27 protein-coding genes and 4 tRNA genes are annotated in these 24859 nt (G+C 60.4%); 19 read left to right on the top strand and 12 right to left on the bottom strand.

Translation table 11 applies throughout. The features are described 5' to 3' along the window. The first annotated feature begins 13 nt into the window (after nucleotides 1-13). The 4 genes from ileS to ispH all read left to right on the top strand — a co-directional run bounded on the left by ileS (nucleotide 14) and on the right by ispH (nucleotide 4884). A complete protein-coding gene (gene ileS, locus J1D76_RS07285) occupies nucleotides 14-2845 on the top strand; it encodes an isoleucine--tRNA ligase (protein ID WP_421137695.1) in 2832 nt (943 codons plus the stop codon). Next, nucleotides 2838-3350 carry a signal peptidase II gene (lspA, locus tag J1D76_RS07280; RefSeq protein ID WP_421137694.1) on the top strand — a complete coding sequence of 171 codons (513 nt, stop codon included), beginning with the start codon at nucleotides 2838-2840 and terminating at the stop codon, nucleotides 3348-3350. Before ileS ends, lspA begins: the two co-directional genes overlap by 8 nt. A 7-nt stretch (nucleotides 3351-3357) precedes the next feature. Further along, entirely contained in the window at nucleotides 3358-3795 is a 438-nt protein-coding gene (gene fkpB, locus J1D76_RS07275) for an FKBP-type peptidyl-prolyl cis-trans isomerase (protein ID WP_205886019.1), read from the top strand. A gap of 141 nt (nucleotides 3796-3936) precedes the next feature. Then, the gene (ispH, locus tag J1D76_RS07270; RefSeq protein WP_421137693.1) at nucleotides 3937-4884 is read left to right on the top strand and encodes a 4-hydroxy-3-methylbut-2-enyl diphosphate reductase; all 948 of its coding nucleotides are present in this window, start codon (nucleotides 3937-3939) and stop codon (nucleotides 4882-4884) included. Here ispH and J1D76_RS07265 read toward each other — a convergent pair. Then, nucleotides 4853-5410: a GspH/FimT family pseudopilin gene (locus J1D76_RS07265; protein WP_421137692.1), complete on the bottom strand. Its 558-nt coding sequence runs from the start codon at nucleotides 5408-5410 to the stop codon at nucleotides 4853-4855. The genes ispH and J1D76_RS07265 overlap by 32 nt on opposite strands. An 82-nt stretch (nucleotides 5411-5492) precedes the next feature. Here J1D76_RS07265 and J1D76_RS07260 point away from each other — a divergent pair, with 82 nt between their 5' ends. The 7 genes from J1D76_RS07260 to thiO are packed head-to-tail and all read left to right on the top strand — an operon-like array spanning nucleotide 5493 to nucleotide 9565. Next, on the top strand, nucleotides 5493-5966 hold the full coding sequence (locus tag J1D76_RS07260) for a GspH/FimT family pseudopilin (protein WP_421137691.1): 474 nt from the start codon (nucleotides 5493-5495) through the stop codon (nucleotides 5964-5966). Further along, nucleotides 5963-6412 (top strand): type IV pilus modification protein PilV, encoded by a 450-nt coding sequence (pilV, locus tag J1D76_RS07255; protein ID WP_421137690.1) that lies wholly within the window; start codon nucleotides 5963-5965, stop codon nucleotides 6410-6412. The genes J1D76_RS07260 and pilV overlap by 4 nt, the downstream gene beginning before the upstream one ends. Continuing rightward, nucleotides 6409-7116, top strand: coding sequence for a PilW family protein (locus J1D76_RS07250; protein ID WP_421137689.1), 708 nt, complete (start codon nucleotides 6409-6411; stop codon nucleotides 7114-7116). The genes pilV and J1D76_RS07250 overlap by 4 nt, the downstream gene beginning before the upstream one ends. After that, on the top strand, nucleotides 7113-7592 hold the full coding sequence (locus tag J1D76_RS07245; RefSeq protein ID WP_421137688.1) for a pilus assembly PilX family protein: 480 nt from the start codon (nucleotides 7113-7115) through the stop codon (nucleotides 7590-7592). Before J1D76_RS07250 ends, J1D76_RS07245 begins: the two co-directional genes overlap by 4 nt. Beyond that, complete coding sequence (locus J1D76_RS07240; RefSeq protein ID WP_421137687.1) at nucleotides 7579-7992, top strand: hypothetical protein; 414 nt, start codon at nucleotides 7579-7581, stop codon at nucleotides 7990-7992. The genes J1D76_RS07245 and J1D76_RS07240 overlap by 14 nt, the downstream gene beginning before the upstream one ends. A gap of 14 nt (nucleotides 7993-8006) precedes the next feature. Beyond that, nucleotides 8007-8408, top strand: coding sequence for a type IV pilin protein (locus tag J1D76_RS07235; protein WP_421137686.1), 402 nt, complete (start codon nucleotides 8007-8009; stop codon nucleotides 8406-8408). A gap of 56 nt (nucleotides 8409-8464) precedes the next feature. Beyond that, the gene (thiO, locus tag J1D76_RS07230; RefSeq protein ID WP_421137685.1) at nucleotides 8465-9565 is read left to right on the top strand and encodes a glycine oxidase ThiO; all 1101 of its coding nucleotides are present in this window, start codon (nucleotides 8465-8467) and stop codon (nucleotides 9563-9565) included. A 111-nt stretch (nucleotides 9566-9676) separates the two neighbouring features. Here thiO and J1D76_RS07225 read toward each other — a convergent pair whose 3' ends face one another. From J1D76_RS07225 to J1D76_RS07215, 3 genes are all read right to left on the bottom strand, one after another. Beyond that, nucleotides 9677-11014 carry a sigma-54-dependent transcriptional regulator gene (locus tag J1D76_RS07225; protein WP_421137684.1) on the bottom strand — a complete coding sequence of 446 codons (1338 nt, stop codon included), beginning with the start codon at nucleotides 11012-11014 and terminating at the stop codon, nucleotides 9677-9679. A gap of 344 nt (nucleotides 11015-11358) precedes the next feature. Further along, nucleotides 11359-11592: a PP0621 family protein gene (locus tag J1D76_RS07220; RefSeq protein ID WP_421137683.1), complete on the bottom strand. Its 234-nt coding sequence runs from the start codon at nucleotides 11590-11592 to the stop codon at nucleotides 11359-11361. Nucleotides 11593-11717: 125 nt separating this feature from the next. Next, nucleotides 11718-12734, bottom strand: coding sequence for an outer membrane protein assembly factor BamD (locus J1D76_RS07215; protein WP_421137682.1), 1017 nt, complete (start codon nucleotides 12732-12734; stop codon nucleotides 11718-11720). A 151-nt stretch (nucleotides 12735-12885) separates the two neighbouring features. Between J1D76_RS07215 and rluD the strand changes: the two genes are divergently transcribed. The 7 genes from rluD (at nucleotide 12886) to J1D76_RS07180 (ending at nucleotide 18080) form a co-directional block, all read left to right on the top strand. After that, complete coding sequence (gene rluD / locus J1D76_RS07210) at nucleotides 12886-13848, top strand: 23S rRNA pseudouridine(1911/1915/1917) synthase RluD (protein WP_421137681.1); 963 nt, start codon at nucleotides 12886-12888, stop codon at nucleotides 13846-13848. Beyond that, nucleotides 13845-14570: a peptidoglycan editing factor PgeF gene (gene pgeF, locus J1D76_RS07205; RefSeq protein ID WP_421137680.1), complete on the top strand. Its 726-nt coding sequence runs from the start codon at nucleotides 13845-13847 to the stop codon at nucleotides 14568-14570. The genes rluD and pgeF overlap by 4 nt, the downstream gene beginning before the upstream one ends. A gap of 130 nt (nucleotides 14571-14700) precedes the next feature. Then, nucleotides 14701-17265 (top strand): ATP-dependent chaperone ClpB, encoded by a 2565-nt coding sequence (clpB, locus tag J1D76_RS07200; protein ID WP_421137679.1) that lies wholly within the window; start codon nucleotides 14701-14703, stop codon nucleotides 17263-17265. A 401-nt stretch (nucleotides 17266-17666) separates the two neighbouring features. Continuing rightward, nucleotides 17667-17742, top strand: a tRNA-Asn gene (locus J1D76_RS07195). Between the two features lie 9 nt (nucleotides 17743-17751). Further along, nucleotides 17752-17828: transfer RNA gene (locus J1D76_RS07190), tRNA-Pro, on the top strand. 5 nt (nucleotides 17829-17833) lie between these two features. After that, nucleotides 17834-17909, top strand: a tRNA-Lys gene (locus tag J1D76_RS07185). Nucleotides 17910-18003: 94 nt separating this feature from the next. Beyond that, nucleotides 18004-18080, top strand: a tRNA-Pro gene (locus tag J1D76_RS07180). Nucleotides 18081-18227: 147 nt separating this feature from the next. Here the strand turns inward: J1D76_RS07180 and J1D76_RS07175 are convergent. Genes J1D76_RS07175 through J1D76_RS07160 form a run of 4 tightly spaced genes read right to left on the bottom strand, consistent with a single transcriptional unit; the run spans nucleotide 18228 to nucleotide 20964 of the window. Further along, nucleotides 18228-19526 carry an NAD(P)/FAD-dependent oxidoreductase gene (locus tag J1D76_RS07175; RefSeq protein WP_421137678.1) on the bottom strand — a complete coding sequence of 433 codons (1299 nt, stop codon included), beginning with the start codon at nucleotides 19524-19526 and terminating at the stop codon, nucleotides 18228-18230. 60 nt (nucleotides 19527-19586) lie between these two features. Beyond that, nucleotides 19587-19760 (bottom strand): DUF3094 domain-containing protein, encoded by a 174-nt coding sequence (locus J1D76_RS07170; protein WP_007938396.1) that lies wholly within the window; start codon nucleotides 19758-19760, stop codon nucleotides 19587-19589. 53 nt (nucleotides 19761-19813) lie between these two features. Then, nucleotides 19814-20341 carry an MOSC domain-containing protein gene (locus J1D76_RS07165; RefSeq protein ID WP_421137677.1) on the bottom strand — a complete coding sequence of 176 codons (528 nt, stop codon included), beginning with the start codon at nucleotides 20339-20341 and terminating at the stop codon, nucleotides 19814-19816. Further along, nucleotides 20338-20964, bottom strand: coding sequence for a DUF1780 domain-containing protein (locus J1D76_RS07160; protein ID WP_007970534.1), 627 nt, complete (start codon nucleotides 20962-20964; stop codon nucleotides 20338-20340). The genes J1D76_RS07165 and J1D76_RS07160 overlap by 4 nt, the downstream gene beginning before the upstream one ends. Before the next feature lie 137 nt (nucleotides 20965-21101). Between J1D76_RS07160 and J1D76_RS07155 the strand changes: the two genes are divergently transcribed. Beyond that, complete coding sequence (locus J1D76_RS07155) at nucleotides 21102-21791, top strand: energy-coupling factor ABC transporter permease (RefSeq protein ID WP_421137676.1); 690 nt, start codon at nucleotides 21102-21104, stop codon at nucleotides 21789-21791. A gap of 18 nt (nucleotides 21792-21809) precedes the next feature. On the opposite strand, the gene yacG is transcribed toward J1D76_RS07155, so the two are convergent. Genes yacG through J1D76_RS07135 form a run of 4 tightly spaced genes read right to left on the bottom strand, consistent with a single transcriptional unit; the run spans nucleotide 21810 to nucleotide 24718 of the window. Then, a complete protein-coding gene (gene yacG, locus J1D76_RS07150) occupies nucleotides 21810-22010 on the bottom strand; it encodes a DNA gyrase inhibitor YacG (protein WP_421137675.1) in 201 nt (66 codons plus the stop codon). Further along, nucleotides 22007-22630 (bottom strand): dephospho-CoA kinase, encoded by a 624-nt coding sequence (coaE, locus tag J1D76_RS07145; RefSeq protein WP_421137674.1) that lies wholly within the window; start codon nucleotides 22628-22630, stop codon nucleotides 22007-22009. Before coaE ends, yacG begins: the two co-directional genes overlap by 4 nt. Then, complete coding sequence (locus J1D76_RS07140; protein WP_421137673.1) at nucleotides 22627-23499, bottom strand: prepilin peptidase; 873 nt, start codon at nucleotides 23497-23499, stop codon at nucleotides 22627-22629. The genes coaE and J1D76_RS07140 overlap by 4 nt, the downstream gene beginning before the upstream one ends. Before the next feature lies 1 nt (nucleotide 23500). Next, nucleotides 23501-24718, bottom strand: coding sequence for a type II secretion system F family protein (locus J1D76_RS07135; RefSeq protein ID WP_421137672.1), 1218 nt, complete (start codon nucleotides 24716-24718; stop codon nucleotides 23501-23503). Nucleotides 24719-24859: the final 141 nt, after the last annotated feature.

Here is a 24859-nt window from a genome sequence, read left to right as displayed (position 1 = left end):
TGAAGAGCCTTAAATGACCGACTATAAAGCCACGCTAAACCTTCCGGACACCGCCTTCCCAATGAAGGCCGGCCTGCCCCAGCGCGAACCGCAGATTCTGCAGCGCTGGGACAGCATTGGCCTGTACGGAAAGTTGCGCGAGATTGGCAAGGATCGTCCGAAGTTCGTACTGCACGACGGCCCTCCGTACGCCAACGGCACGATTCACATCGGTCATGCGCTGAACAAGATTCTCAAGGACATGATCATCCGCTCGAAGACCCTGTCGGGCTTCGACGCGCCTTATGTTCCGGGCTGGGACTGCCACGGCCTGCCGATCGAGCACAAGGTCGAAGTGACCCACGGCAAGAACCTCGGTGCCGACAAGACCCGCGAACTGTGCCGTGCCTACGCCACCGAGCAGATCGAAGGCCAGAAGTCCGAGTTCATCCGCCTGGGTGTGCTGGGCGACTTCGCCAACCCGTACAAAACCATGGATTTCAAGAACGAGGCCGGTGAAATCCGCGCCCTGGCTGAAATCGTCAAGGGTGGCTTCGTGTTCAAGGGCCTGAAGCCTGTGAACTGGTGCTTCGACTGCGGTTCGGCCCTGGCCGAAGCGGAAGTCGAGTACGAGAACAAGAAGTCCTCGACCATCGACGTGGCGTTCCCGATTGCCGATGAAGCCAGGCTGGCGGCCGCTTTCGGTCTGCCGTCGTTGGGCAAACCGGCTTCGATCGTGATCTGGACCACCACCCCGTGGACCATCCCGGCCAACCAGGCGCTGAACGTCCACCCGGAATTCAGCTACGCCCTGGTCGACATCGGCGACAAACTGCTGGTGCTGGCTGAAGAGCTGGTCGAGTCGTGCCTGGCGCGCTACGGCGTTGAAGGTTCGGTCATTGCGACCACCACCGGTAAAGAGCTGGAGCTGATCAATTTCCGTCACCCGTTCTACGACCGTCTGTCGCCGGTCTACCTGGCCGACTACGTTGAACTGGGCGCGGGCACCGGTGTGGTTCACTCCGCTCCGGCCTACGGCGTGGACGACTTCGTGACCTGCAAGAAGTACGGCATGGTCAACGACGACATCCTCAACCCGGTGCAGAGCAACGGCGTGTACGCGACGTCGCTGGAATTTTTTGGCGGCCAGTTCATCTGGAAGGCCAACCCGGCCATCGTCGACAAGTTGACCGAAGTCGGTGCGCTGATGCACACCACCGTCATCGAACACAGCTATATGCACTGCTGGCGCCACAAGACCCCGCTGATCTATCGCGCCACCGCGCAGTGGTTCATCGGCATGGACAAGCAGCCGACCACCGGCGACACCCTGCGTGTGCGTTCGCTTAAAGCCATCGAAGACACCCAGTTCGTACCGGCCTGGGGCCAGGCGCGCCTGCACTCGATGATTGCCAACCGTCCGGACTGGTGCATCTCCCGTCAGCGCAACTGGGGCGTGCCGATCCCGTTCTTCCTGAACAAGGAGAGTGGCGAGCTGCACCCACGCACCGTGGAGCTGATGGAAGAAGTCGCCAAGCGCGTTGAAGTCGAAGGCATCGAAGCCTGGTTCAAGATGGACGCCGCTGAACTGCTGGGCGACGAAGCGCCGCAGTACGACAAGATCAGCGACACCCTGGACGTCTGGTTCGACTCGGGCACCACGCACTGGCACGTCCTGCGCGGTTCGCATCCGATGGGCCACGAAACCGGTCCGCGCGCCGACCTGTACCTGGAAGGTTCGGACCAACACCGTGGCTGGTTCCACTCGTCGCTGCTGACCGGTTGCGCCATCGACAACCACGCGCCGTATCGCGAGTTGCTGACTCACGGCTTCACCGTCGACGAGTCCGGCCGCAAGATGTCCAAGTCCCTGGGCAACGTGATCGCGCCGCAGAAAGTCAACGACACCCTGGGCGCCGACATCATGCGTCTGTGGGTGGCTTCGACCGACTATTCCGGCGAAATGGCCGTTTCCGAGCAGATCCTGCAACGCAGTGCGGACGCCTACCGTCGCATTCGTAACACCGCACGCTTCCTGCTTTCCAACCTGACCGGCTTCAACCCGGCCACCGACCTGTTGCCGGCCGAAGAAATGCTCGCGCTGGACCGTTGGGCCGTGGACCGTACCCTGCTGCTGCAACGCGAGCTGCAAGAGCACTACGGCGAATACCGCTTCTGGAACGTGTACTCCAAGATCCACAACTTCTGCGTGCAGGAGCTGGGTGGTTTCTACCTCGACATCATCAAGGATCGCCAGTACACCACTGGCGCCGACAGCAAGGCTCGCCGTTCGTGCCAGAGCGCGCTGTTCCACATCAGCGAAGCGCTGGTGCGCTGGATCGCCCCGATCCTGGCGTTCACCGCCGATGAGCTGTGGCAATACCTGCCGGGCGAGCGTAACGAATCCGTGATGCTCAACACCTGGTACGAAGGCCTGAGCGAGCTGCCGGAAGGCTTCGAGCTGGGTCGCGCCTACTGGGATCGCATCATGGAAGTGAAGGTGGCGGTCAACAAAGAGATGGAAATCCAGCGCGCAGCCAAGGCTGTCGGTGGCAACCTGCAAGCCGAGGTGACGCTGTTCGCCGAAGACGCGCTGACTGCCGACCTGGCCAAGCTGAGCAACGAATTGCGCTTTGTTCTGATCACCTCCACCGCCAGCGTTGCGCCATTGGCGCAGGCGCCGGCCGATGCCGTGGTCACCGAAGTCAGCGGGCTGAAGCTGAAGATCGTCAAGTCTGCCTTCGCCAAGTGCGCCCGTTGCTGGCATTGCCGTGAAGACGTCGGCGTGAACCCGCAGCATCCGGAAATCTGCGGCCGTTGCGTGGACAACATCAGCGGCGCTGGCGAGGTTCGTCACTATGCCTAATGCCGTTGGCCGTTTCGGACGGCTGAGCTGGCTCTGGTTGAGTTTGCTGGTCCTGGTCATCGACCAGGCCAGCAAGTTCTACTTCGAAGGCAAGCTCCAGATGTACCAGCAGATTGTGATCATCCCCGATTACTTCAGCTGGACCCTGGCCTACAACACCGGCGCGGCGTTCAGCTTCCTGGCTGACAGCTCTGGCTGGCAGCGCTGGCTGTTCGCATTGATCGCGATTGCGGTCAGTGCCGTGCTGGTGGTCTGGCTAAAGCGCCTGGGGCGCAACGATACCTGGCTGGCGGTAGCGCTGGCGCTGGTGCTCGGCGGCGCGCTGGGCAACCTGTATGACCGCATTGCCCTGGGCCATGTGATCGATTTCATCCTGGTGCACTGGCAGAACCGCTGGTATTTCCCGGCGTTCAACTTTGCCGACAGTGCAATCACTGTAGGCGCGGTCATGCTGGCACTGGACATGTTCAAAAGTAAAAAGACCGGAGAAGCCGTTCATGACTGAACAGGTATTGGCTGAGCAACGCATTGGCCAGAACACGGAAGTCACCTTGCATTTCGCATTGCGCCTGGAGAACGGCGACACAGTGGACAGCACTTTCGACAAAGCCCCGGCGACCTTCAAGGTCGGTGACGGCAACCTGTTGCCAGGTTTCGAAGCGGCGCTGTTCGGTTTCAAGGCCGGTGACAAGCGTACCCTGAGCATCGAGCCGGAAAACGCCTTTGGCCAGCCTAATCCGCAAAACGTGCAGGTGATCCCGCGCTCGCAGTTCCAGGACATGGAACTGTCGCCCGGTTTGCTGGTGATCTTCAACGATGCGGCCAATACTGAATTGCCGGGTGTGGTCAAAGAATTCGACGACGCGCAAGTGACCATCGACTTCAACCACCCGCTGGCCGGCAAGACGTTGACCTTTGACGTGGAAATCATTTCCGTCAAAGCGCTGTAATCGCTTTTCTGTAGGAGCCGGCTTGCCGGCGAAGAGGCCTTCAGGTTCTGTGGTGAATCGGCTGGCGTCTTCGCTGGCAAGCCAGCTCCTACAGTCAGTTGCAATGATCCATTTTCCTGCGCGCAAGACACGAGGCACAGCATGCAAATCAAACTCGCCAACCCCCGTGGCTTCTGCGCCGGTGTGGACCGGGCGATCGAAATCGTCAACCGCGCCCTGGAAGTCTTCGGGCCGCCGATCTACGTGCGCCACGAAGTGGTCCACAACAAATTCGTCGTCGAAGACCTGCGCTCCCGTGGCGCAATCTTCGTTGAAGAACTCGACCAGGTGCCGGACGACGTCATCGTGATCTTCAGTGCCCACGGCGTTTCCCAGGCTGTGCGCAGCGAAGCGGCGGGTCGTGGCCTGAAAGTGTTCGACGCCACCTGCCCGCTGGTGACCAAGGTTCACATCGAAGTGGCGCGCTACAGCCGTGACGGCCGCGAGTGCATCCTCATCGGCCACGCCGGACACCCTGAAGTCGAAGGCACCATGGGTCAGTACGACGGCAGCAATGGCGGCGCGATCTACCTGGTAGAAGACGAGAAAGACGTCGCGGCCTTGCAGGTCAACAACCCCGAAAAACTGGCCTTCGTGACCCAGACCACGCTGTCGATGGACGACACCAGCCGCGTTATCGACGCCCTGCGTGCGCGCTTCCCGGCCATCGGTGGTCCGCGCAAGGACGATATCTGCTACGCCACGCAAAACCGTCAGGACGCGGTCAAGCAACTGGCCGACGAGTGCGACGTGGTGTTGGTGGTTGGCAGCCCGAACAGCTCCAACTCCAATCGCTTGCGCGAACTGGCAGAACGCATGTCCACACCGGCCTACCTGATCGACGGCGCCGAAGACCTGCAAAAGAGCTGGTTCGACGGCGTCGAGCGTATCGGCATTACCGCGGGCGCCTCTGCTCCGGAAGTGCTGGTGCGGGGCGTGATCCAGCAGTTGCAGGCCTGGGGGGCCACCGGTGCCGATGAACTGGCTGGTCGCGAAGAGAACATCACGTTCTCGATGCCTAAAGAGCTGCGCGTGCGCTCGGTGCTCTGAGTTTTTTCCTGGCTTCGCACAACGCTTGCGCAGCTTTCTCGCTGCGCAGGCTGACGCGACCGCTCGGTGCCAGTACCACCTGGTATTGGCTCACCGGTTCGTGAACCGAGCAAACGTGTAATGTCCCCCCTTGCCAACGGCCTTTGGCAAACATCGGCTCGCCCTGGCTGCTGAAGCGTACAAAACGATCCACCGGGCCGTTCCCCACAATCGGCACGCGTGTGCCGCTCCGGCGTTCGGCCAACAGTGGATTGTCACGGTCCTTATAGCCCTTGCCACTGATGTCCAGAATGATCCGCCAGCCTTGGCTCCAGTCGCCATCGATGGCGTGAATCACCACGGCCTGGTTGCGCACGATGGCCTCGCTCCGGGCGCTGCGAATACCACTGAAAAGCGCCTTCGCCGCCTGCTCTCGATGGTTCGACTCGATCAACGTGGCGAATGTCGGGATGACCAGGTGCAGAACAATTCCAGCAATTGCCAGTCCCATGAGCAGTTCGATCAGGCTGAAGCCTTGTTGCGGCATGACATTCCCTCCATGGCGGGCAATGGCTCGCGCAATCCTTGCGCGTTAAAGCAGGTATAGCCGAAGGAAACAGAAGGCCTCGATGGATCATCGTACAAAAGGTTTCACGCTGATCGAGTTGCTGGTGGCGCTCGCGATTCTTGCGATGCTGTCGACGCTCGCAGTCCCCGGGTTTACCCGTTCGATACAAACAACCCGCGCCGATAGCGAAATCGCAGACCTGCAGCGAGCCTTGAGTTTTGCGCGGCTCGAGGCCATCGAACGGGGCAGCATCACGCGGATTCGTCCGAGCTCAGCCGCTGCTGGTTGGGATGGGGGGCTGACGGTTTATGACAGTACTGGCGATTTGGCCAAAGTGTTGCGGGTTGTTCCGGCGATGAGCAGCGGCGTGACTCTGGCGCTAACCTCAGGCGTGACTGTGATCGACTTCAACAGTACGGGCGGATTGTCATCGCCGTCTTCGCAGGTTGCGATCAACTATAGGCGGGGAGCCCAAAGCAGGACGCTGACGGTGTGTTTGAACGGACGAATTGTAGTGGGTGGACATTGCGGATGAGGGCAGGGAGCCAAGGAACGCAGCAGGGCATGACGCTGGTCGAAGTCCTGGTGGCGCTAGTGATTCTGGGCGTAGGCCTGCTGGGGGCAGCGGCGATTCAGCTCAATGCACTGAAGTATACCGACAGTGCGCGTATGACCAGCCAGGCCAGTTTCATTGCCTATGACATGATGGACCGCATTCGCGCCAACGCGGCTGCCGACTACAGCATTGCCTCGCCAGTGTCGGGCAATCCCGGCGTCACCCGCGACCAGGACCTGTTCGACTTCAACGCCAACATCGTCAACTCGCTCGGCGCCACGGCGACCGGCAGCGTCCGCGTCGATCAGCATCTGTACACCATCACGATTACCTGGGACGACTCGCGGGCTGCCAACACTGCGGATTCGCGTCGTAGCTTTGTCCTGACCAGCCGTGTGGCGATCGACCCGGTGAGTACACCATGAGTCGACGCAGCAGCGGTTTTGGCCTGATCGAGTTGCTGATCGCCTTGGCATTAAGCCTGATCGTGGTGCTCGGCGTGGTGCAGATTTTCATCGCGTCCAAGAACACTTACCTCAGTCAGAACGCCGCCGCAAACATGCAGGAGGATGCGCGTTTCGTGCTGAGCAAAATGCTTCAGGAAATTCGCATGGTCGGCATGTTCGGATGCCTGGAAACCATCACTGATTCGAGTGAGAGCGGTGATTTCCAGGCCAGTCGACTCACACCAATCCGTTGGGACATTGGCAGGCACGCGTTGACACTGGTCACGGCAGATGTCGGCGGGCAGGGTGGAAAACCGGACTGGACCGTGCTTTCCAATTGTCGAGACAAGGCGACGGCCCATAGCAATCACCAGGCTCCAGTGGCAGGCGAACTGGCCTTTCCGATCCGGCGGTTGACTTACCGCTTCACCAGCAACCAACTGTTAATGAAAAGCGCGGACGGACCCGAACAAGTCTTGGTCGACAACGTCAATGCATTCGAGGTGAGCTTCGGCGTGGCCAGCACCGCCACTGATCTGGCCGCATCGAGTTACGACAGCAACCCGCCGGATCCTGCGCGAATTCGCAGCGTTCGCTTGAGCCTGACGCTCAGCGAACCGAGCCACCGGGTGCACGATCAAACCTTCAACGTGGTTGCCGCTCTGCGCAACCGCTTGCCATGAGTCGTACTGCGATGATAGTTCGCAACCAACGCGGCATGGCGCTGCTGGTCAGCCTGGTGTTCCTGCTGTTACTGACGCTGATAGGCCTTTCATCAATGCAAAGCGCCACCCTGCAGGAAAAAATGGCCGGCAGCGTTGCCTTGCGCAATCAGTCGTTTCAGAACGCCGAAGCGGCCTTGCGGGTGGGCGAAAGTGCGGTGCAGCGGGACAGTTACGCGCTACCGGTTTGTAGCGGCATCGTGCAATGCGCACCACCGTCCGAGTCTGCGTCGATTACTGGCGCCGGTTTCAGCACCACGTCCGGCGTGATCTGGATTGCGTCGGGCAACGGCTTTTATGGTGTGCAAAACATCGGCGTCAGCCGGGATGCGGTGAATGTGCCGATCAATACCCAGGCGACTTTGTATCGGGTAACGGCGGTGGGCCTCGCGGGTCATTCGCGCAGTGTGGTGGAAAGCATCTATGCGAAGTATTGAGCGACAGGCCAGGGGATGGTCGCTTCTGCTCGGTGTCGGCGCCGCGCTGAATCTGGCGCTGTCGGCGCACGCTGCCACACCCCCGGATTCACCGGCGCTGAACCGGCCAGCCTGTCTGGCAAATGGCAACTGGTACGGTCATTACCACGGTAATGAGGGGTTGATTGCCGTCTGCCTGAAGCTGCCCGCTGCGATCAGCGTTAAGATGCTCGACAGCAACGACGATGGCATCGTCGACAACAGCGACACGCTCTCCGATGGCGTGGTGTTCGTCGGCGAACATTCGACCCCAGACGCCGACGACAATGGCGGTGCCGTAAACGATACCACTGGCGACGACGCTGCGGGGATGGAAAAATCCGGCGGCAGCCGTCGCATCATGTGGCGACAGATACAGTAAGTGAGAGATGAGGCATGCGCAGTTCCAACCGCGGTTTTACCCTGATTGAAATCATGATCGTGATTGCGATCATCGGGATTGTCATGACCATTGCCGCCCCGAGCTTCACTGAATACCTGAACAAGGGCCGCCGCGCCGAAGTGGCCGGTCTGCTTTCGGAGCAGGCGCAGATCCTGGAACGCTTCTACACGCAGAAAAATGCCTACACCGACGCCACGGGTCTGAGTGCCGGTAATGACTACTACACCATCGCGCCGACCCTGACCGAGCAGACGTTCCTGCTGACCGCCGTGCGCAAGGCGGGTACGAGCATGGCCGCGGACAAGTGCGGCGACCTGACCCTCACCAACACCGGTGTCCTGGGCATGGTCAACGCTAAAGCCGGCCTGACCAGCAAAGACTGCTGGGGGCGCTGAGTTTCCTTTTCAGGTGCCTTTTGCACCTTCTGTCTATTTAACGATTGGATCAGAACATGACCAGGCAACAGCAAGTGGTGATTGTCGGCGGTGGAGTGATTGGCTTGCTGACGGCCTTCAATCTCGCCTCCGAAGTGCGAAGCGTGGTGCTGCTGGATCGCGCGAACGTTGGCCAGGAGTCGTCCTGGGCCGGCGGCGGCATCGTGTCGCCGCTTTACCCGTGGCGCTATAGCCCGGCGGTCACTGCGCTGGCGCACTGGTCCCAGGACTTTTATCCACAGCTGGGCGAGCGCTTGTTTGCCGCCACCGGTGTCGATCCTGAAGTGCACATCACCGGTTTGTACTGGCTGGACCTTGATGACGAGGCCGAAGCACTGGCCTGGGCCGCGCGGGAAAATCGGCCGTTGAGCCCGGTGGATATCTCGGCCGCGCACGATGCCGTGCCGGTGCTGGGCAGCGGGTTTAGCCGGGCGATCTATATGGCCGACGTGGCCAACGTGCGCAATCCGCGCCTGGTGAAGTCACTCAAGGCTGCGTTGCTGGCGCTGCCGAACGTGACAATCCATGAGCAGTGCGAAGTCAGCGGGTTTGTTCGTGACGGTGACAAGGTGATTGGCGTGCAAACCAGCGCCGGTACTGTCCACGGCGATCAAGTCGTCCTGACGGCGGGAGCCTGGAGCGGTGATTTGCTTAAGCTGCTGGGCCTGGCGCTGCCGGTCGAGCCGGTGAAAGGGCAGATGATTCTCTACAAATGCGCGGCGGATTTCCTGCCGAGCATGGTCCTGGCCAAGGGCCGTTATGCGATTCCCCGGCGCGACGGGCACATTCTGATTGGCAGTACGCTGGAGCATGAAGGTTTTGACAAGACGCCGACCGGGTCAGCCCTGGAAAGCCTCAAGGCGTCGGCGGTGGAGTTGATTCCGGCGCTGGCCGGGGCCGAAGTGGTGGGGCACTGGGCCGGGTTGCGCCCGGGGTCGCCTGAAGGCATTCCTTATATCGGCCCGGTGCCGGGGTTTGACGGGCTGTGGCTCAACTGCGGGCATTACCGAAACGGGCTGGTGCTGGCGCCGGCGTCGTGCCAGTTGTTTGCCGATGTGATGTTGGGGCGGGCGCCGATTATTGATCCGGCGCCGTATGCGCCGGCGGGGCGGATCTGAACGATTTGCCGGCTTGCCTTTAAATCGCTTTCGCTGGCAAGCCAGCTCCTACAGGGGGTTTGTGTCGATCACGAATCCAGTGTGGGGAGCGAGCCTGCTCGCGATGGGGCCCTAGTCCAGCCCCAACTTCTTCAGCCGGTAACGCATCGACCTGAATGAAAGATTCAACCGCTGGGCCGCCGCCGTGCGGTTCCAGCGGGTTTCCTCCAGGGCTTGCAGCAGCAATTGGCGTTCGACGTTCTCCAGATAGGTTTGCAGATTGTCGATCTGCGTAAGGTCCGGTACGCCACCCTCGACCCCACAGTTACCCTCGAGCAGGCGCAGGTCGCCGGCTTCGATCTGCTGGTTTTCGCACAGGGTGTGTGCCCGTTCGAGCACGTTTTCCAGTTCCCGTACATTGCCCGGGAAGCGATAGTTTTTCAGTGCGTCGAGCGCTTGAGAGTGAAGCATCGCCGCCGGTTGACCGCTATCGACGGCGAGGCGCTGGAGTATGTGGCTGGCGAGCCTTTCGATGTCATCGCGACGCTCGCGCAGGGGCGGCACTCGCAGCTCGATCACGTTCAAGCGGTAGTAGAGATCATGGCGAAAACGCCCGGCGGCGACTTCTGCGCCAAGGTCCTTGTGGGTGGCGCAGAGGATGCGTACATCGACCGCCACCTCCTGCTGCCCGCCAACGCTGCGCACGGCTTTCTCCTGAATCGCCCGCAGCAGTTTGACTTGCATGGCCAGCGGCAGGTCCGCCACCTCGTCGAGGAGCAGGGTGCCGCCATGGGCGGTCTGGAACAGGCCGGGCTTGTCCTCGATGGCGCCGCTGAAGCTGCCTTTGCGATGGCCGAAGAACTCGCTCTCCAACAGCTCCGAAGGAATCGCGGCGCAGTTGATCGCAATGTACGGTTGATGGGCACGGGGGCTTTGATCATGGATCAGCCGTGCGACCAGCTCCTTGCCGCTGCCGGACTCCCCGCTGATGTACACCGTCGCCTGGCTGCCGGCCAGTTTGCCGATGTGCTTGCGCAGGTTGCGCATGGGCAATGAGTCGCCGAGCAATCGCCGATCGATCGCGGTTTCTCGGGCCGGATGCAGCAGGGCGCTGGTGACCAGTTCGCGCAGGCGCGTGAGGTCCACCGGTTTGGTCAGGAAGTCGAAGGCGCCCGCCTTGAGCACATTGATCACGGTCTCAAGGCTGGCGTAGGCGGTGATCATGGCCACCTGGACCTGTGGGTGACGTAGCTGGATGTGCTGAACCAGCTCAAGGCCGGTGCCATCGGACAGCCGCATGTCGGTCAGGCACAGGTCGAAGGTTTCGCGCTTGAGCAGCGATTGCGCTTCGCCGACATTGCGCGCGTTGAACGTCTCCAGTTTCATCCTGCCCAGGGTGATTTCCAGGAGTTCGCGAATGTCCGGCTCGTCATCGACGATCAGGACTTTTTGTCGTGGTCTGGTGGTCAACGTCGGTTCCGTCCGTGAGCAAAGGTCATGCGCAAGCAGCCGCGTTCCTGGCGTGCCTTGAAGTCTAGGTGCGGCGGCATGCTTTCGCGCGGAAGGGCGGACAGATAAATCCAAAGGCCCCTGATATAGGGGCCTTGGGCCGGGTCAGCGAGTATTTCCAGTGATGTCGGTTCGAGCGGTTGCGGCGATGGTTGCTCGCGGCGGTGCAGGTACAGGACGTTTTCGATTACCCGGTTCATTCGCAGAAAGTGGTCTTGAATAATCTGCGTCAGACGTCGATCGACGCCTTTCAGTTCCTCGGGTTCTCGCGATAGTCCTTAATCGATCACGTTTCAGCGGGTGCCTCAACGGCCACTGGAGCCTTTGTCCTGCTCGAGATGAGCCCGGCTGCAATACCATTGCTGATCGAGGCTCAGGGCTCGGTCACGGGGCAAATGCACGCCGCAATGAGCGCAACGAACCATCGGTGCCGCCTCTCGTTCGCCCGGGGAGCGGGGAGCGGAAGCCTGGCCCTTGAACTTGCGCCAGAACCATACTGCTGCAGCGATCAGGGCAATCCAGAACAATAAACGAAGCATGGTGAGCTGCTTTTTGATTGATGAAGCGGCAGTTTAGCCAAGGACCTGACAGGCGCACAGTGCAATAAATCGCTGAAATGAAAAAGGGAGACTCGAAGGTCTCCCTTTTTGCACAGCCGTTGGTGTCAGTCGAACACGCCGAAGGTCATGTAGCTGAACCACGAGCGGTCGCTGTTGTTGCCTTGCGCTTCGTGATTTTGTTCTTCGACTGCGTCGCCGTCCTTAGGCTTGAGTTCGGCAGGGATCGCGTCCTTGGCGTCCTGGAACTGTTTCTGCACGTCCTGGTTGGCGCGGGTTTCTCCCGGTGGCAGCGGCGGACGGGACTCGATCAGGCCCAGGGTCGCCTTGCTCAGCCATGAACGGTTGTCGGCTTCGGCCATGGTCGGTACGAACTGACCGTCGACCAGCGTCGGGTGGTTCGGGTAGTTGAGCTTCAGGGTTTCCAGGCTGGTCGCCGCCAGATCGTCCAGGTGCAGGCGCTGGTAGGCCTCGGTCATCACCGCCAGGCCGTCGCCGACCGAAGGGGTTTCCTGGAAGTTTTCCACGACGTAGCGACCGCGGTTGGCGGCGGCCACATAGGCCTGACGGGTCAGGTAGTAGTCGGCGACGTGAATTTCATAGGCCGCCAACAGGTTTCGCAGGTAGATCATGCGCTGCTTGGCGTCTGGCGCGTAGCGGCTGTTCGGGTAGCGGCTGGTCAACTGGGCGAACTCGTTGTAGGAGTCGCGGGCGGCACCCGGGTCACGCTTGGTCATGTCCAGTGGCAGGAAGCGCGCCAGCAGGCCAACGTCCTGGTCGAAAGAAGTCAGGCCCTTGAGGTAGTAGGCGTAATCGACGTTCGGGTGCTGGGGATGCAGGCGAATGAAACGCTCGGCAGCGGACTTGGCCGCCTCAGGCTCGGTGTTCTTGTAGTTGGCGTAGATCAGCTCGAGTTGTGCCTGATCGGCATAACGACCGAACGGATAACGCGACTCCAGAGCCTTCAGCTTGGCGATTGCGCTGGTGTAGCTACTGTTGTCCAGGTCCTTTTGAGCCTGTTGGTACAGTTCGACTTCACTGAGGTTTTCGTCTACGACTTCCTTCGATGAGCAAGCAGCGGTCAATGCGAGGATGGCGATCAGCAGCAGGTGTTTCACTTGCATGGCGGCTTGCGTCCCTATGACGGCCGCTGTCTTGGGCGTGGCCGTCCTGTTATGATGAGCGCCCCGTTGAATAGCCTCGGGGCAAAAGACGCCGTATTTAACCACAAGCGCGCAGCCGAAACCAAAGGCTGTGCCGACGCCTAGTCTGAGCATGTCCGATAAAATTGAACTTAGCGCAGAGGTGCCGTCCGAATTGGGCGGCCAACGCCTCGATCAAGTCGCCGCACAATTATTCGCTGAGCACTCGCGCTCGCGCCTTTCCGCCTGGATCAAAGAAGGCCGCCTGACTGTGGATGGGGCGGTTATCCGCCCGCGAGACATCGTTCACGGTGGCGCCATCCTTGAGTTGACTGCCGAGCAGGAAGCTCAGGGCGAATGGGTCGCTCAAGACATTGCCCTGGACATCGTCTACGAAGACGACGACATCCTGGTGATCAACAAGCCTGCAGGCCTGGTGGTGCACCCGGCTGCCGGTCACGCCGACGGCACCTTGCTCAACGCCTTGCTGCACCACGTGCCGGACATCATCAATGTGCCCCGCGCCGGTATCGTGCATCGCCTGGACAAGGACACCACCGGTCTGATGGTGGTGGCCAAGACCATTCAAGCGCAGACGCAGCTGGTAACACAGTTGCAGAGCCGCAGCGTCAGCCGCATCTACGAGTGCATCGTGATTGGCGTGGTGACCGCTGGCGGCAAGATCAACGCGCCGATCGGTCGCCACGGCCAGCAACGCCAGCGCATGGCCGTGATGGAAGGTGGCAAGCAGGCCGTGAGCCATTATCGCGTGCTCGAGCGTTTCCGCTCCCACACCCACGTACGGGTGAAGCTGGAGACCGGTCGTACGCACCAGATTCGCGTGCACATGGCGCACATCAACTTCCCGTTGGTCGGCGATCCGGCCTACGGCGGACGTTTCCGTATCCCGCCGGCCGCCAACCCAACCATGGTCGAATCGCTGAAACACTTCCCGCGTCAGGCGCTGCATGCGCGTTTCCTGGAACTGGATCATCCGACGACCGGTAAGCGCATGAGCTGGGAATCGCCGTTGCCGGAAGATTTCGTCTGGTTGCTGACCCTGCTCAAGCAAGACCGCGAGGCGTTCATCGGATGAGTGACTGGCTGATTCCTGACTGGCCCGCGCCGGCCGGGGTCAAAGCCTGTGTGACCACCCGCGCGGGCGGCGTCAGTGTGGCGCCGTTCGACAGCCTAAACCTTGGCGATCACGTCGACGACAGCCCTGAGGCTGTTGCCGAGAATCGCCGTCGTCTGACCGATCATTTCTCGATTCAACCGGCCTGGTTGCAGCAGGTCCACGGCATTGTCGTGGCGCATGCCGATCCGGCCCGGGTGGACACGGCTGATGCCAGTTGGACATCAACGCCGGGCGTCGCCTGTGCGGCGATGACGGCCGACTGTCTGCCTGCACTGTTTTGCGACCGTGTCGGCACTCGTGTTGCGGCGGCCCATGCGGGTTGGCGCGGGTTGGCGGCGGGTGTGCTGGAAGCCACGCTCGATAGCCTGGACGTTGCGCCGGGTGAAGTGCTGGTATGGCTGGGTCCGGCCATCGGTCCACAAGCATTTGAAGTCGGTCCTGAAGTGCGCAAAACCTTCGTGCAACAGTTGCCACAAGCGGCTGAAGCCTTTGTGCCGAGTCAAAACCCCGGCAAATTCTTGGCCGACATCTATACGCTTGCTCGCCTGCGCCTGGCAGCGCGTGGCGTCACTGCCGTGTACGGTGGCGGTTTCTGCACCGTCTCCGATCCGCGCTTCTTTTCTTACCGCCGGGCTCCTCGCACCGGTCGCTTTGCCTCTCTTGTCTGGCTCGACCGCTAGACTTGCCTGACCTGCATCAACATCACGACGCTTGAAACTCCCAGAATCGACCGCATCTATAACGGTATCTGGCAGGTTTCTTCATTCAGGATGTTTTATAGGTCCGGCCTGCTCAAAAGGAAGGTGACCCATGCGTATAGACCGTTTAACCAGCAAATTGCAGTTAGCGTTGTCCGATGCCCAATCCCTGGCTGTCGGCCACGATCATCCGGCCATCGAGCCGGCGCACTTGATGCAAGCCTTGCTCGAACAGCAGGGCGGCTCGATCAAGCCCCTGCTGATGCAGGTGGGCTTCGACGTCAACAGCCTGCGTAAAGAGCTGACCAAAGAGCTCGACCAGCTGCCAAAAATCCAGAACCCGACCGGCGACGTGAACATGTCGCAGGATCTGGCGCGCCTGCTCAATCAGGCCGATCGTCTGGCTCAGCAAAAGGGCGACCAATTCATTTCCAGCGAACTGGTGTTGCTCGCCGCGATGGACGAGAACAGCAAGCTCGGCAAGTTGTTGCTCGGCCAGGGTGTGAGTAAGAAAGCCTTGGAAAACGCGATCAATAACTTGCGTGGTGGCGAAGCTGTCAACGACGCGAACCACGAAGAGTCGCGCCAGGCGCTGGACAAGTACACCGTCGACCTGACCAAGCGCGCCGAAGACGGCAAGCTCGATCCGGTGATCGGCCGTGACGATGAAATTCGCCGCACGATCCAGGTGCTGCAACGTCGCACCAAGAACAACCCGGTGCTGATCGGTGAACCTGGCGTTGGTAAAACGGCCATTGCCGAAGGCCTGGCCCAACGCATCATCAATGGCGAAGTGCCGGATGGTCTCAAGGGCAAGCGCCTGTTGTCCCTGGACATGGGGGCGTTGATCGCCGGTGCCAAGTACCGCGGTGAGTTCGAAGAGCGCCTGAAATCCCTGCTCAACGAGCTGTCGAAGCAGGAAGGGCAGATCATCCTGTTCATCGACGAACTGCACACCATGGTCGGCGCCGGTAAGGGCGAAGGCTCGATGGATGCGGGCAACATGCTCAAGCCGGCCCTGGCCCGCGGTGAGCTGCATTGCGTTGGCGCGACCACGCTCAATGAGTACCGCCAATATATAGAGAAGGACGCCGCCCTCGAGCGTCGTTTCCAGAAAGTGCTGGTGGATGAGCCGAGCGAGGAAGACACCATCGCCATCCTGCGTGGCCTCAAGGAGCGTTATGAGGTGCACCACAAGGTGGCGATCACCGACGGCGCGATCATTGCCGCGGCCAAGCTCAGCCATCGCTACATCACGGACCGGCAGTTGCCAGACAAGGCCATCGACCTGATTGACGAGGCCGCCAGCCGCATCCGCATGGAAATCGACTCCAAGCCCGAAGTGCTGGACCGCCTGGAACGTCGCCTGATTCAGTTGAAGGTGGAATCCCAGGCACTGAAGAAAGAAAGCGACGACGCGGCGAAGAAGCGTCTGGAAAAATTGCAGGAAGAAATCGCTCGTCACGAGCGGGAGTACTCGGATCTCGAGGAAATCTGGAACTCGGAGAAAGCCGAAGTCCAGGGTTCTGCGCAGATCCAGCAGAAGATCGAGCAGTCCCGCCAGGAACTGGAAGCTGCCCGCCGCAAAGGCGACCTGAACCGCATGGCCGAGTTGCAGTACGGGGTGATCCCGGACCTGGAACGCAGCCTGCAAATGGTCGACCAGCATGGCAAAAGCGAAAACCAGTTGCTGCGCAGCAAGGTGACTGAAGAAGAGATCGCCGAAGTCGTGTCGAAGTGGACCGGTATCCCGGTGTCGAAAATGCTCGAAGGCGAGCGCGACAAGCTGATGAAGATGGAAAGCCTGTTGCACCAGCGTGTGATTGGTCAGGACGAAGCCGTAGTGGCGGTTTCCAACGCGGTACGGCGTTCCCGTGCCGGGTTGTCCGACCCGAATCGCCCGAGCGGCTCGTTCATGTTCCTCGGCCCGACCGGTGTCGGTAAAACCGAGCTGTGCAAGGCATTGGCCGAATTCCTCTTCGATACTGAAGAGGCGATGGTGCGGATCGACATGTCCGAGTTCATGGAGAAACATTCCGTGGCTCGTTTGATCGGTGCGCCACCAGGGTATGTCGGTTATGAAGAGGGCGGTTACCTGACCGAAGCGGTTCGTCGCAAGCCGTATTCGGTGATCCTGATGGACGAGGTCGAGAAGGCGCACCCGGATGTGTTCAACATCCTGCTGCAAGTGCTCGAAGACGGTCGCCTGACTGACAGTCATGGCCGCACGGTGGATTTCAAGAACACCGTGATCGTCATGACCTCCAACCTGGGGTCGGTGCAGATCCAGGAGTTGGTCGGTGATCGTGAGGCGCAGCGCGCAGCGGTGATGGATGCGATTTCCAGCCACTTCCGGCCGGAATTCATCAACCGGGTCGACGAAGTGGTGATCTTCGAGCCGTTGGCCCGTGATCAGATCGCCGGTATCACCGAGATCCAGCTGGGTCGTCTGCGTAGCCGCTTGACCGAACGGGAGCTTAAGCTGGATCTGAGCGCTGAGGCGATGGACAAGCTGATCGCGGTCGGTTACGACCCGGTGTATGGCGCACGACCGCTCAAGCGAGCGATCCAGCGCTGGATCGAGAACCCGCTGGCGCAGTTGATCCTGTCCGGTCGGTTCATGCCAGGCGATACCGCCCACGGCGTGGTGGAGAACGAAGAAATCGTCTTCACCTGATTTATTGTAGGAGCGAGCCTGCTCGCGATGGCCGTTAACGATAACGCGTGTTATCCGGCTAAACGCAGCGCTCATGAGTGCTTCGCTAGCAAGCTGGCGCCTACAAAAGCGCGTAACCAAACTGAAGGCCTCGCATTGCGAGGCCTTTTTTTCGTTAGGCTGTTGAACTCAAAGGAAAAGGCTTGTAAAGTGCGCCCCGCAGTCAGTCACCCGCGAGGGTTTCCGCTCCCCAAGCAGGAATCCAAAATAAGTTGCAAATCATTAACTTGAAAGCAATTTAGGGGGTTGACAGAGGTGCTGAAGATTGTAGAATAGCGCGCCTCAGACACACGAACGCAGCGATGCGAACGGGTCGAAGAGAACGCAGTAAAGCTTCAAAGTCGTAAATTGAAATGTGTAGTTCCGTGATAGCTCAGTCGGTAGAGCAAATGACTGTTAATCATTGGGTCCCAGGTTCGAGTCCTGGTCACGGAGCCAATTTCAAGCCGGGGTATAGCGCAGTCCGGTAGCGCGCCTGCTTTGGGAGCAGGATGTCAGGAGTTCGAATCCCCTTACCCCGACCATTTTTGGGTCGTTAGCTCAGTTGGTAGAGCAGTTGGCTTTTAACCAATTGGTCGTAGGTTCGAATCCCACACGACCCACCATTTTTGAAACCAGTTAGCGCTGGAATCGAATCTTAAGATCAGAGGCCAAAAGCGCTGATCGAAGAAGGCGCCTTCAAGGGTGCCTTTTTTTTACCGGGGTATAGCGCAGTCCGGTAGCGCGCCTGCTTTGGGAGCAGGATGTCAGGAGTTCGAATCCCCTTACCCCGACCATATTAAAAATCCTCGTATCGAAAGATACGGGGATTTTTTTTGTCCAGTTTTTTGTGGCGACCTTGAAAAGCTTCGCTGGCAAGCCAGCTCCTACAAGATCGATGCGGTCCTGTAGGAGCTGGCTTGCCAGCGAAGAGGCCCGGGAGCTTAGTGCAGCTTGAGGCGCGGCTCTGTGCCGCGACCGATCTTGCTGCCCAGCATCAGCATCGCCGTGCGGAACGGCCCGTACAGTGCCATCTGGTGCATGCGGTACAGCGACACGTAGAACATCCGCGCCAACCAGCCTTCGAGCATCACGCTGCCGGTGAGGTTGCCCATCAAGTTACCCACAGCCGAAAAGCGCGACAGCGAGATCAGCGAGCCGTAGTCGGTGTACTTGTATTCCGGCAGTGGCTGGCCTTCGATGCGCAGTTTCAGCGATTTGGCCAGCAACGACGCCTGCTGATGCGCCGCCTGTGCGCGTGGCGGTACATTGCGGTCGCTGCCCGGTTGCGGGCAAGCGGCGCAGTCACCGAAAGCGAAAATGTTCTCGTCTCGAGTGGTTTGCAGGGTCGGCAGCACGTTTAGCTGATTGATGCGGTTGGTTTCTAGGCCATCGATGTCCTTGAGGAAACCTGGCGCGCGAATCCCGGCCGCCCAGACTTTCAGGCTGGCCTTGATTTCATTGCCATCAGCGGTGATCAGGCTGTCGGCCGTCACTTCGCTGACCGCGGCGTTGGTCATGACGTTGACCCCGAGTTTCTCCAGGGTTTTATGCACAGGACCACCGATCCGCTCTGGCAGCGCCGGCAGCACACGTGGCCCGGCTTCGATCAGGGTGATGTGCATGTTTTCCGGTTTGATCCGGTCCAGGCCATAGGCTGCGAGCTCATGTGCGGCGTTATGCAGCTCGGCGGCCAGCTCGACCCCGGTGGCGCCGGCGCCGACGATGGCCACGCTGATTTGCTCGACAACGTCGGTCTGGCCGGCGTGCGCGCGCAGATAGTGATTGAGCAGTTGCTGGTGGAAACGCTCGGCTTGTTTGCGGGTGTCGAGGAACAGGCAGTGTTGCGCCGCCCCCTGGGTGCCGAAATCGTTGGTGGTGCTGCCGACGGAAATCACTAGCGAGTCATAAGGCACTTCGCGCGCCGGCACCAGTTCCAGACCGGCTTCGTCATAGGTGGCGGCCAGCTGGATTTTCTTCTGCGCACGATCAAGTCCGCTCATACGCCCCAGCTGGAACTCGAAGTGGTTCCATTTGGCTTGGGCCACATAGTTGAGTTCGTCTTCGGAAGAGTTCAGGGAACCGGCCGCCACTTCGTGCAGCAACGGTTTCCAGATGTGGGTCAGGTTCGCGTCGACCAGCATGACGCTGGCCGTACCACGCTTGCCCAGAGTCTTACCCAGACGGGTAGCCAACTCCAGACCGCCGGCGCCGCCGCCGACAATGACAATACGATGGGACATGGGGATAACTCGCAAGGCTAAAGGAAATCGGTGACAGCACCTTCGCGAGCGCAAGGCAGCTCATAGCGTCAGGTAACTGATAAGGCGGCTCAACAAGCCCAGGCCAATGGTCACTGCCAATACCACAACAAGGAGCATCCACGGCCGGAAAGGTCGGCGCTCGACTTGGTGCTGGGACAAATGCAGGTACTCTTCGACATGCTTTTGATCGTCGGGGTTCAGGCGGCTGGTCATATCTGGCCTCGTCAGGAGTAGACGTTGCTGAATGTGTAGAAGCTACAGTGTTTTTACCCAGGGTTGAACGCAGCATAGCCGCTGTCCGGGATGGGTTCGACGCTCACGGTGTCGTCCAGGCGAATGATTCCACTTTGTAACACCCGGGCCGTGATTCCGCCATGTCCGCGCACGGCCTGAAAAGTGCCGGGGCCCAGGTTGCTTTCCAGGCGCGCGCAGGGCTGGCACCAGCCGGTGGTTTCGAATATAGCCTGGCCGATCCGGAAGCGGCGGCCCTTGAGGCTGAACAGATTGATGCCACTGATCACGAGATTACGCCGCAGGTCTTCAGGTCGGACTGGATGATTCTGCGCGCGCCCCATCAGCGCACTGATTACCGCCAGGTGCTCCCACTGAATCAACGTGACCTGCCGGGCATTGCGCACGCCGGGTCGGGCGTGATCGCCCGTCAGGCCAGCCTCGAGGCGCGCTTCCACGGCATCGAGTTCAAGCATCTGCGAACGTGATTGCGGGCGCACGCCGATCCAGCGTACACGGCCCTGTTGTGGCACCTCGGCAATCAGTTCCTGCAACGGGCTCACAGACTGATCCCGACGTCAAAAACGATGCTGCGCCCCAGGTTGCTGCGCAAGAAGTCTGGCGCATCTGGGTGAGCGAATAGCACGCGGGCAAAGGTCGGCCCGACCAAGGACAGCGAGCGCCAGCCCTGGCGCAGGTATTCGGTCGGCGGCGGGAAATGGCTGTTGAGGTCCAGCACTTCGCGTTTAAGGCTGGCGAAGGCAATGATGTCCAACTCGCCCAGGTCCATGCCGCGTTCTTTGTAGTTATGGGCTTTTTTGCGCAGGGTCGGTGCCAGCCTGAGTAAAAACTCATTGGCCGGAATACGCCGGGGCTTGGCCTCGCGACGCACCAGTTGGCTCAGGGAAAACGCACTGCGCCGGCGTTGCAGTTCGTCGCGCCATTCATCATTGAGGCGTCGGCCCTCGTCGAGCACAAAGAACACCTCGAAACTGGCATCGCGAAACAGCACATCCGGCGGCTCGCCGGCGGGGGCGAATTCGTCGGCACGATAAGGGATGTTCAGGCCCTGCAACAGGCGCTGGCAGACCCAACGCTCACGCTCCCATTTGCGGGCATTGGACAGGAACGCGTTGGCTTGCTCGGCCGCGATGGTCAGCAGGCGTAAATAATCTGAGTCATCCATAGGCCCAAGCTTAGCGTTCAATTGCGACAAGCAGAAAGCTTTGCATCGACTGGAGCCACATTGCGGGCGTAGTAGACTGCCAGTTAGCGGACGCCAACAACCAGGGAGCCTGCGGTGAAGGACAGAGGGGTGAGCACATGATCGGCGAAGAGCTGCTGTCACTGCAGACGCTGATCGTCGGCTGGTTGATTTACCTTCCGGTGTTGATCTGGGCGGTCTGTCGTGCGCCTTGGGTTGAGCTGTTCACCGACAGTCGGCGCCAGCACTTGCTGTTCGGCACGGTGTTCGCGTTGTTTTTGTTGTGGCTGGTGCGGCGCGATTTCGACACGGGCGTGTCCTATCACTTCATCGGCATGACGGCCGTGACCCTGCTGCTGGACTGGCCGCTGGCACTGGTGGGCAGTCTGGTGGCGCAAATGGGGCTAGTATTGCTGGGGCTCCAGGACCTGGATGCGGTCGGGGTCAATGGCGCGTTGTTTATTGTGCTGCCAGTGCTGGTCACCGAGTGTTGCGCGATTCTGGTGGAGCGTGCACAGCCGCGAAACCCCTTCGTGTACATCTTCGTTTCCGGGTTCTTCGCCGCCGCGTTGTCGGCGTTGCTGTGCCTGCTGCTGGCGTTGTGGCTGCTGTGGTTCGATGAGCGTTTCGAGATGCCGTACTGGCTCGAGGATTTTGTCGGCTACCTGTGGCTGATCATTTTCCCTGAGGCCTTCATCAATGGCATGGTCGTCAGTGCGCTGGTGGTGTTCTGCCCGGAATGGCTGGAGACCTTCAACCGCACCCGCTATCTTTCGGCCCCGTGGAAAGACGACGATCCCAAATTCTGAAATCGTCGACGCGGTGGATCAGTGACGCGGGTCGAAGTCGCCGCTGAACATTTCGTCCTCGGCATCGGGTGCCACGGGAATCTTGTGCTCTTCGGAGGCCCAGGCCCCCAGGTCGATCAGCTTGCAGCGGTCGGAACAGAATGGCCGGAATTTGCTCTCGGCGGTCCATTCCACGGGGGCGCCACAGGTTGGGCATTCGACGATTGTTTGCTGGCTCATGACTGGCCTCCAGGCAAAGTAAGATAAAAGTGATGCAGGCGTTCCACCTCGCTGTGCAGCCAGGCCAGGTCGCGGTCATTGAGCACGACGTCGTCGGCATGGCTGACGCGGTCCTGGCGGCTGGACTGGGCCTTGAGGATCGCCTGCACTTGCTGTTCGCTGGTCTGGTCGCGTTGCAGGGTGCGTTCGATCTGCAAGGTTTCGGGGGCATCGATCACCAGCACCCGTTGGGTCATGGCGTACTGCCCGGACTCGATCAACAGCGGCGAAACCAGAATCGCATAAGGCGATTTTGCCAGCGCCAGGTGGTGAGCGATTTCCTCGCCGATCAGCGGATGCAGCAGCGATTCCAGCCAGCGGCGTTGCTCGGGCACTTCGAAAATCAACTTGCGCAGCGCGGCACGATCCAGTTGACCATCGGCCTGCAGCACGCCGGGGCCGAAGTGTTCGGCAATCTGCGTCAGGGCCGGACGGCCCGGTTCCACCACCCAGCGAGCGGCATGATCGGCGTCGACCACATGAATACCCAGGTCGATAAAGTGTTGGGCGGCCGCGCTTTTACCGCTGCCGATGCCGCCGGTCAGGCCGAGAATCCAGGGTTTTTCCACAGGGCTATTCATTTCAAACCGACAAGCTGCCAATAGAGGTCGGTTATTTGACCACCCCAGAGCAATGCAATCCAGCCGGCAATGGCCAGATAAGGGCCGAAAGGGATCGGCGTCGAGGTTTTTGCCTGGCGCAGGCGCAATGTCGCCAGCCCGATAATGGCCCCGACCAGCGAAGAGAGGAGGATGACCAGCGGCAGAATCTGCCAGCCGCCCCAGGCGCCCAGCATCGCCAACAGCTTGAAGTCACCGTGGCCCATGCCGTCCTTGCCGGTGATCAGCTTGAACAGCCAGAACACCGACCACAGCACGCCGTAGCCAGCTATCGCGCCCCAGAGTGCCTCGTGTAACGACACGAACAGGCCGAAGCTGTTGACGATCAACCCCAGCCACATCAATGGCAACACCAGCACGTCCGGCAATAGCTGATGCTCGGCGTCGATCAGGCTCATCGCCAGCAAGCCCCAACTCAAGACCAGTACCAGGCCGGCCGGCCAACCGAAACCAAAGTGCCAGGCAACAAACGCCGACAACGCTCCACAGGCCAGTTCGGTCAATGGGTAGCGCGGGCTGATCGGTGCCGCGCAGGCCGAACAGCGCCCGCGCAAGCACACATAACTGAGCAGCGGAATGTTTTCCCAGGCACGGATCCGGTGAGCGCAGTGCGGGCATTGGGAGTGGGGCAGCACCAGGTTGTAGGTCGGCAGTGGCGTCTCGCCGGGCAGGCCGAGAATGTCGTGGGCCTGCACCCGCCATTCGCGTTCAAGCATCTTCGGCAGACGCCAGATCACCACATTGAGGAAGCTACCGACCAGCAGGCCGATGACGCCGGCGAGCAGGACGAATGCCTGCGGATACTGAGTGAGGATTTCATTGAGGGGCATGTCAGATCGCTGAGCCGAGTTGGAAGATGGGCAGGTACATCGCAACTACCAGGCCGCCGACGATAACACCCAGCACCACCATGATGAACGGCTCCATCAGGCTGGTGAGGTTGTCGACCTTGTGGTCGACATCGTCTTCGTAGAACCCCGCGACTTTGTCGAGCATAGCGTCCAGCGTGCCGGACTCCTCGCCGATGGCGGTCATTTGTATCGCCATGTTCGGAAAGACCCCGGAGGTGCGCATGGCGAAATTCAATTGCATGCCGGTCGCCACGTCTTGTCGGATGCGTAGCACCGCACGCTTGAACACGATATTGCCCGTGGCGCCGGCCACCGATTCCAGGGCTTGCACCAGCGGTACGCCGGCCGCGAACGTGGTCGACAGCGTGCGCGCGAACCTAGCCACGGCAGACTTGTACAGCAAGGCGCCGACCAGTGGCAGTTTCAACAGCCAGGCGTCCAGCCGATCGCGTACGGCCGGGGATGTCCGCACGGCATGGCGCGCCCCGAATCCCACCGCCGCCAGCGCACCGAGGATTGCCCACCACCAGGCCTGCATGAATTGCGACAAGCCGATGACCATCACGGTGAAGGCTGGCAACTCGGCGCCAAAGCCTTTGAACACGGACTCGAACTGCGGCACGACGTTGACCAGCAGAATCCCGGTGACAATCGCCGCGACGAACACCACTACCAGTGGGTAGGTCATGGCTTTCTTGATCCTGGCCTTCAGGTTTTCGCTTTTTTCCTTATAGGTCGCGACCCGCTCCAGCAAGGTATCGAGGGCCCCGGCCTGCTCGCCGGCATCCACCAGGTTGCAATACAGTTCATCGAAATAGCGCGGTTTCTTGCGCAGCGCAGCGGCGAGGCTATTGCCCGCTGCGATGTCCTGTTTCAGTTCGTCCACCAGCTTGCGCATGGCCGGGTTGTCGAAGCCTTCGCCGATGATGTCGAACGACTGCAGCAGCGGCACGCCAGCCTTCATCATCGTCGCCATCTGCCGGGTGAACAGGGCAATGTCCTGGGCCTTGATGCGCGGGGGCAGGGTGAGCAACGAGGGAGATTTCTTGCGCACCTTGCCGGGGCTGATGCCTTGCTTGCGCAACTTCGCCTTGATCAGCGCCGGGTTTTGAGCGCTGAGTTCTCCGCAGACTGTTGTGCCTTTGCGGTCGATGCCTTCCCATGCATAGACGCTGATTTTCGCTGCCTTGGCCGCCATGTTCAGTCCTGGTTAATCCGTTTTGAGGGGCTCTTATAGCCTAGTCAAACGGTGGAACCAAACCAGCACGGTGCAGGTGACAAAAAGCGTCAGATAGTGCTGATCCTGAGGGTAGGAAAGGGCGTTGCCGCCGGCACATAC

The organism is Pseudomonas sp. NFX15 (assembly GCF_049132105.1).
GTDB lineage: Bacteria > Pseudomonadota > Gammaproteobacteria > Pseudomonadales > Pseudomonadaceae > Aquipseudomonas.
This window is presented reverse-complemented; position numbering and strand designations above follow the sequence as displayed.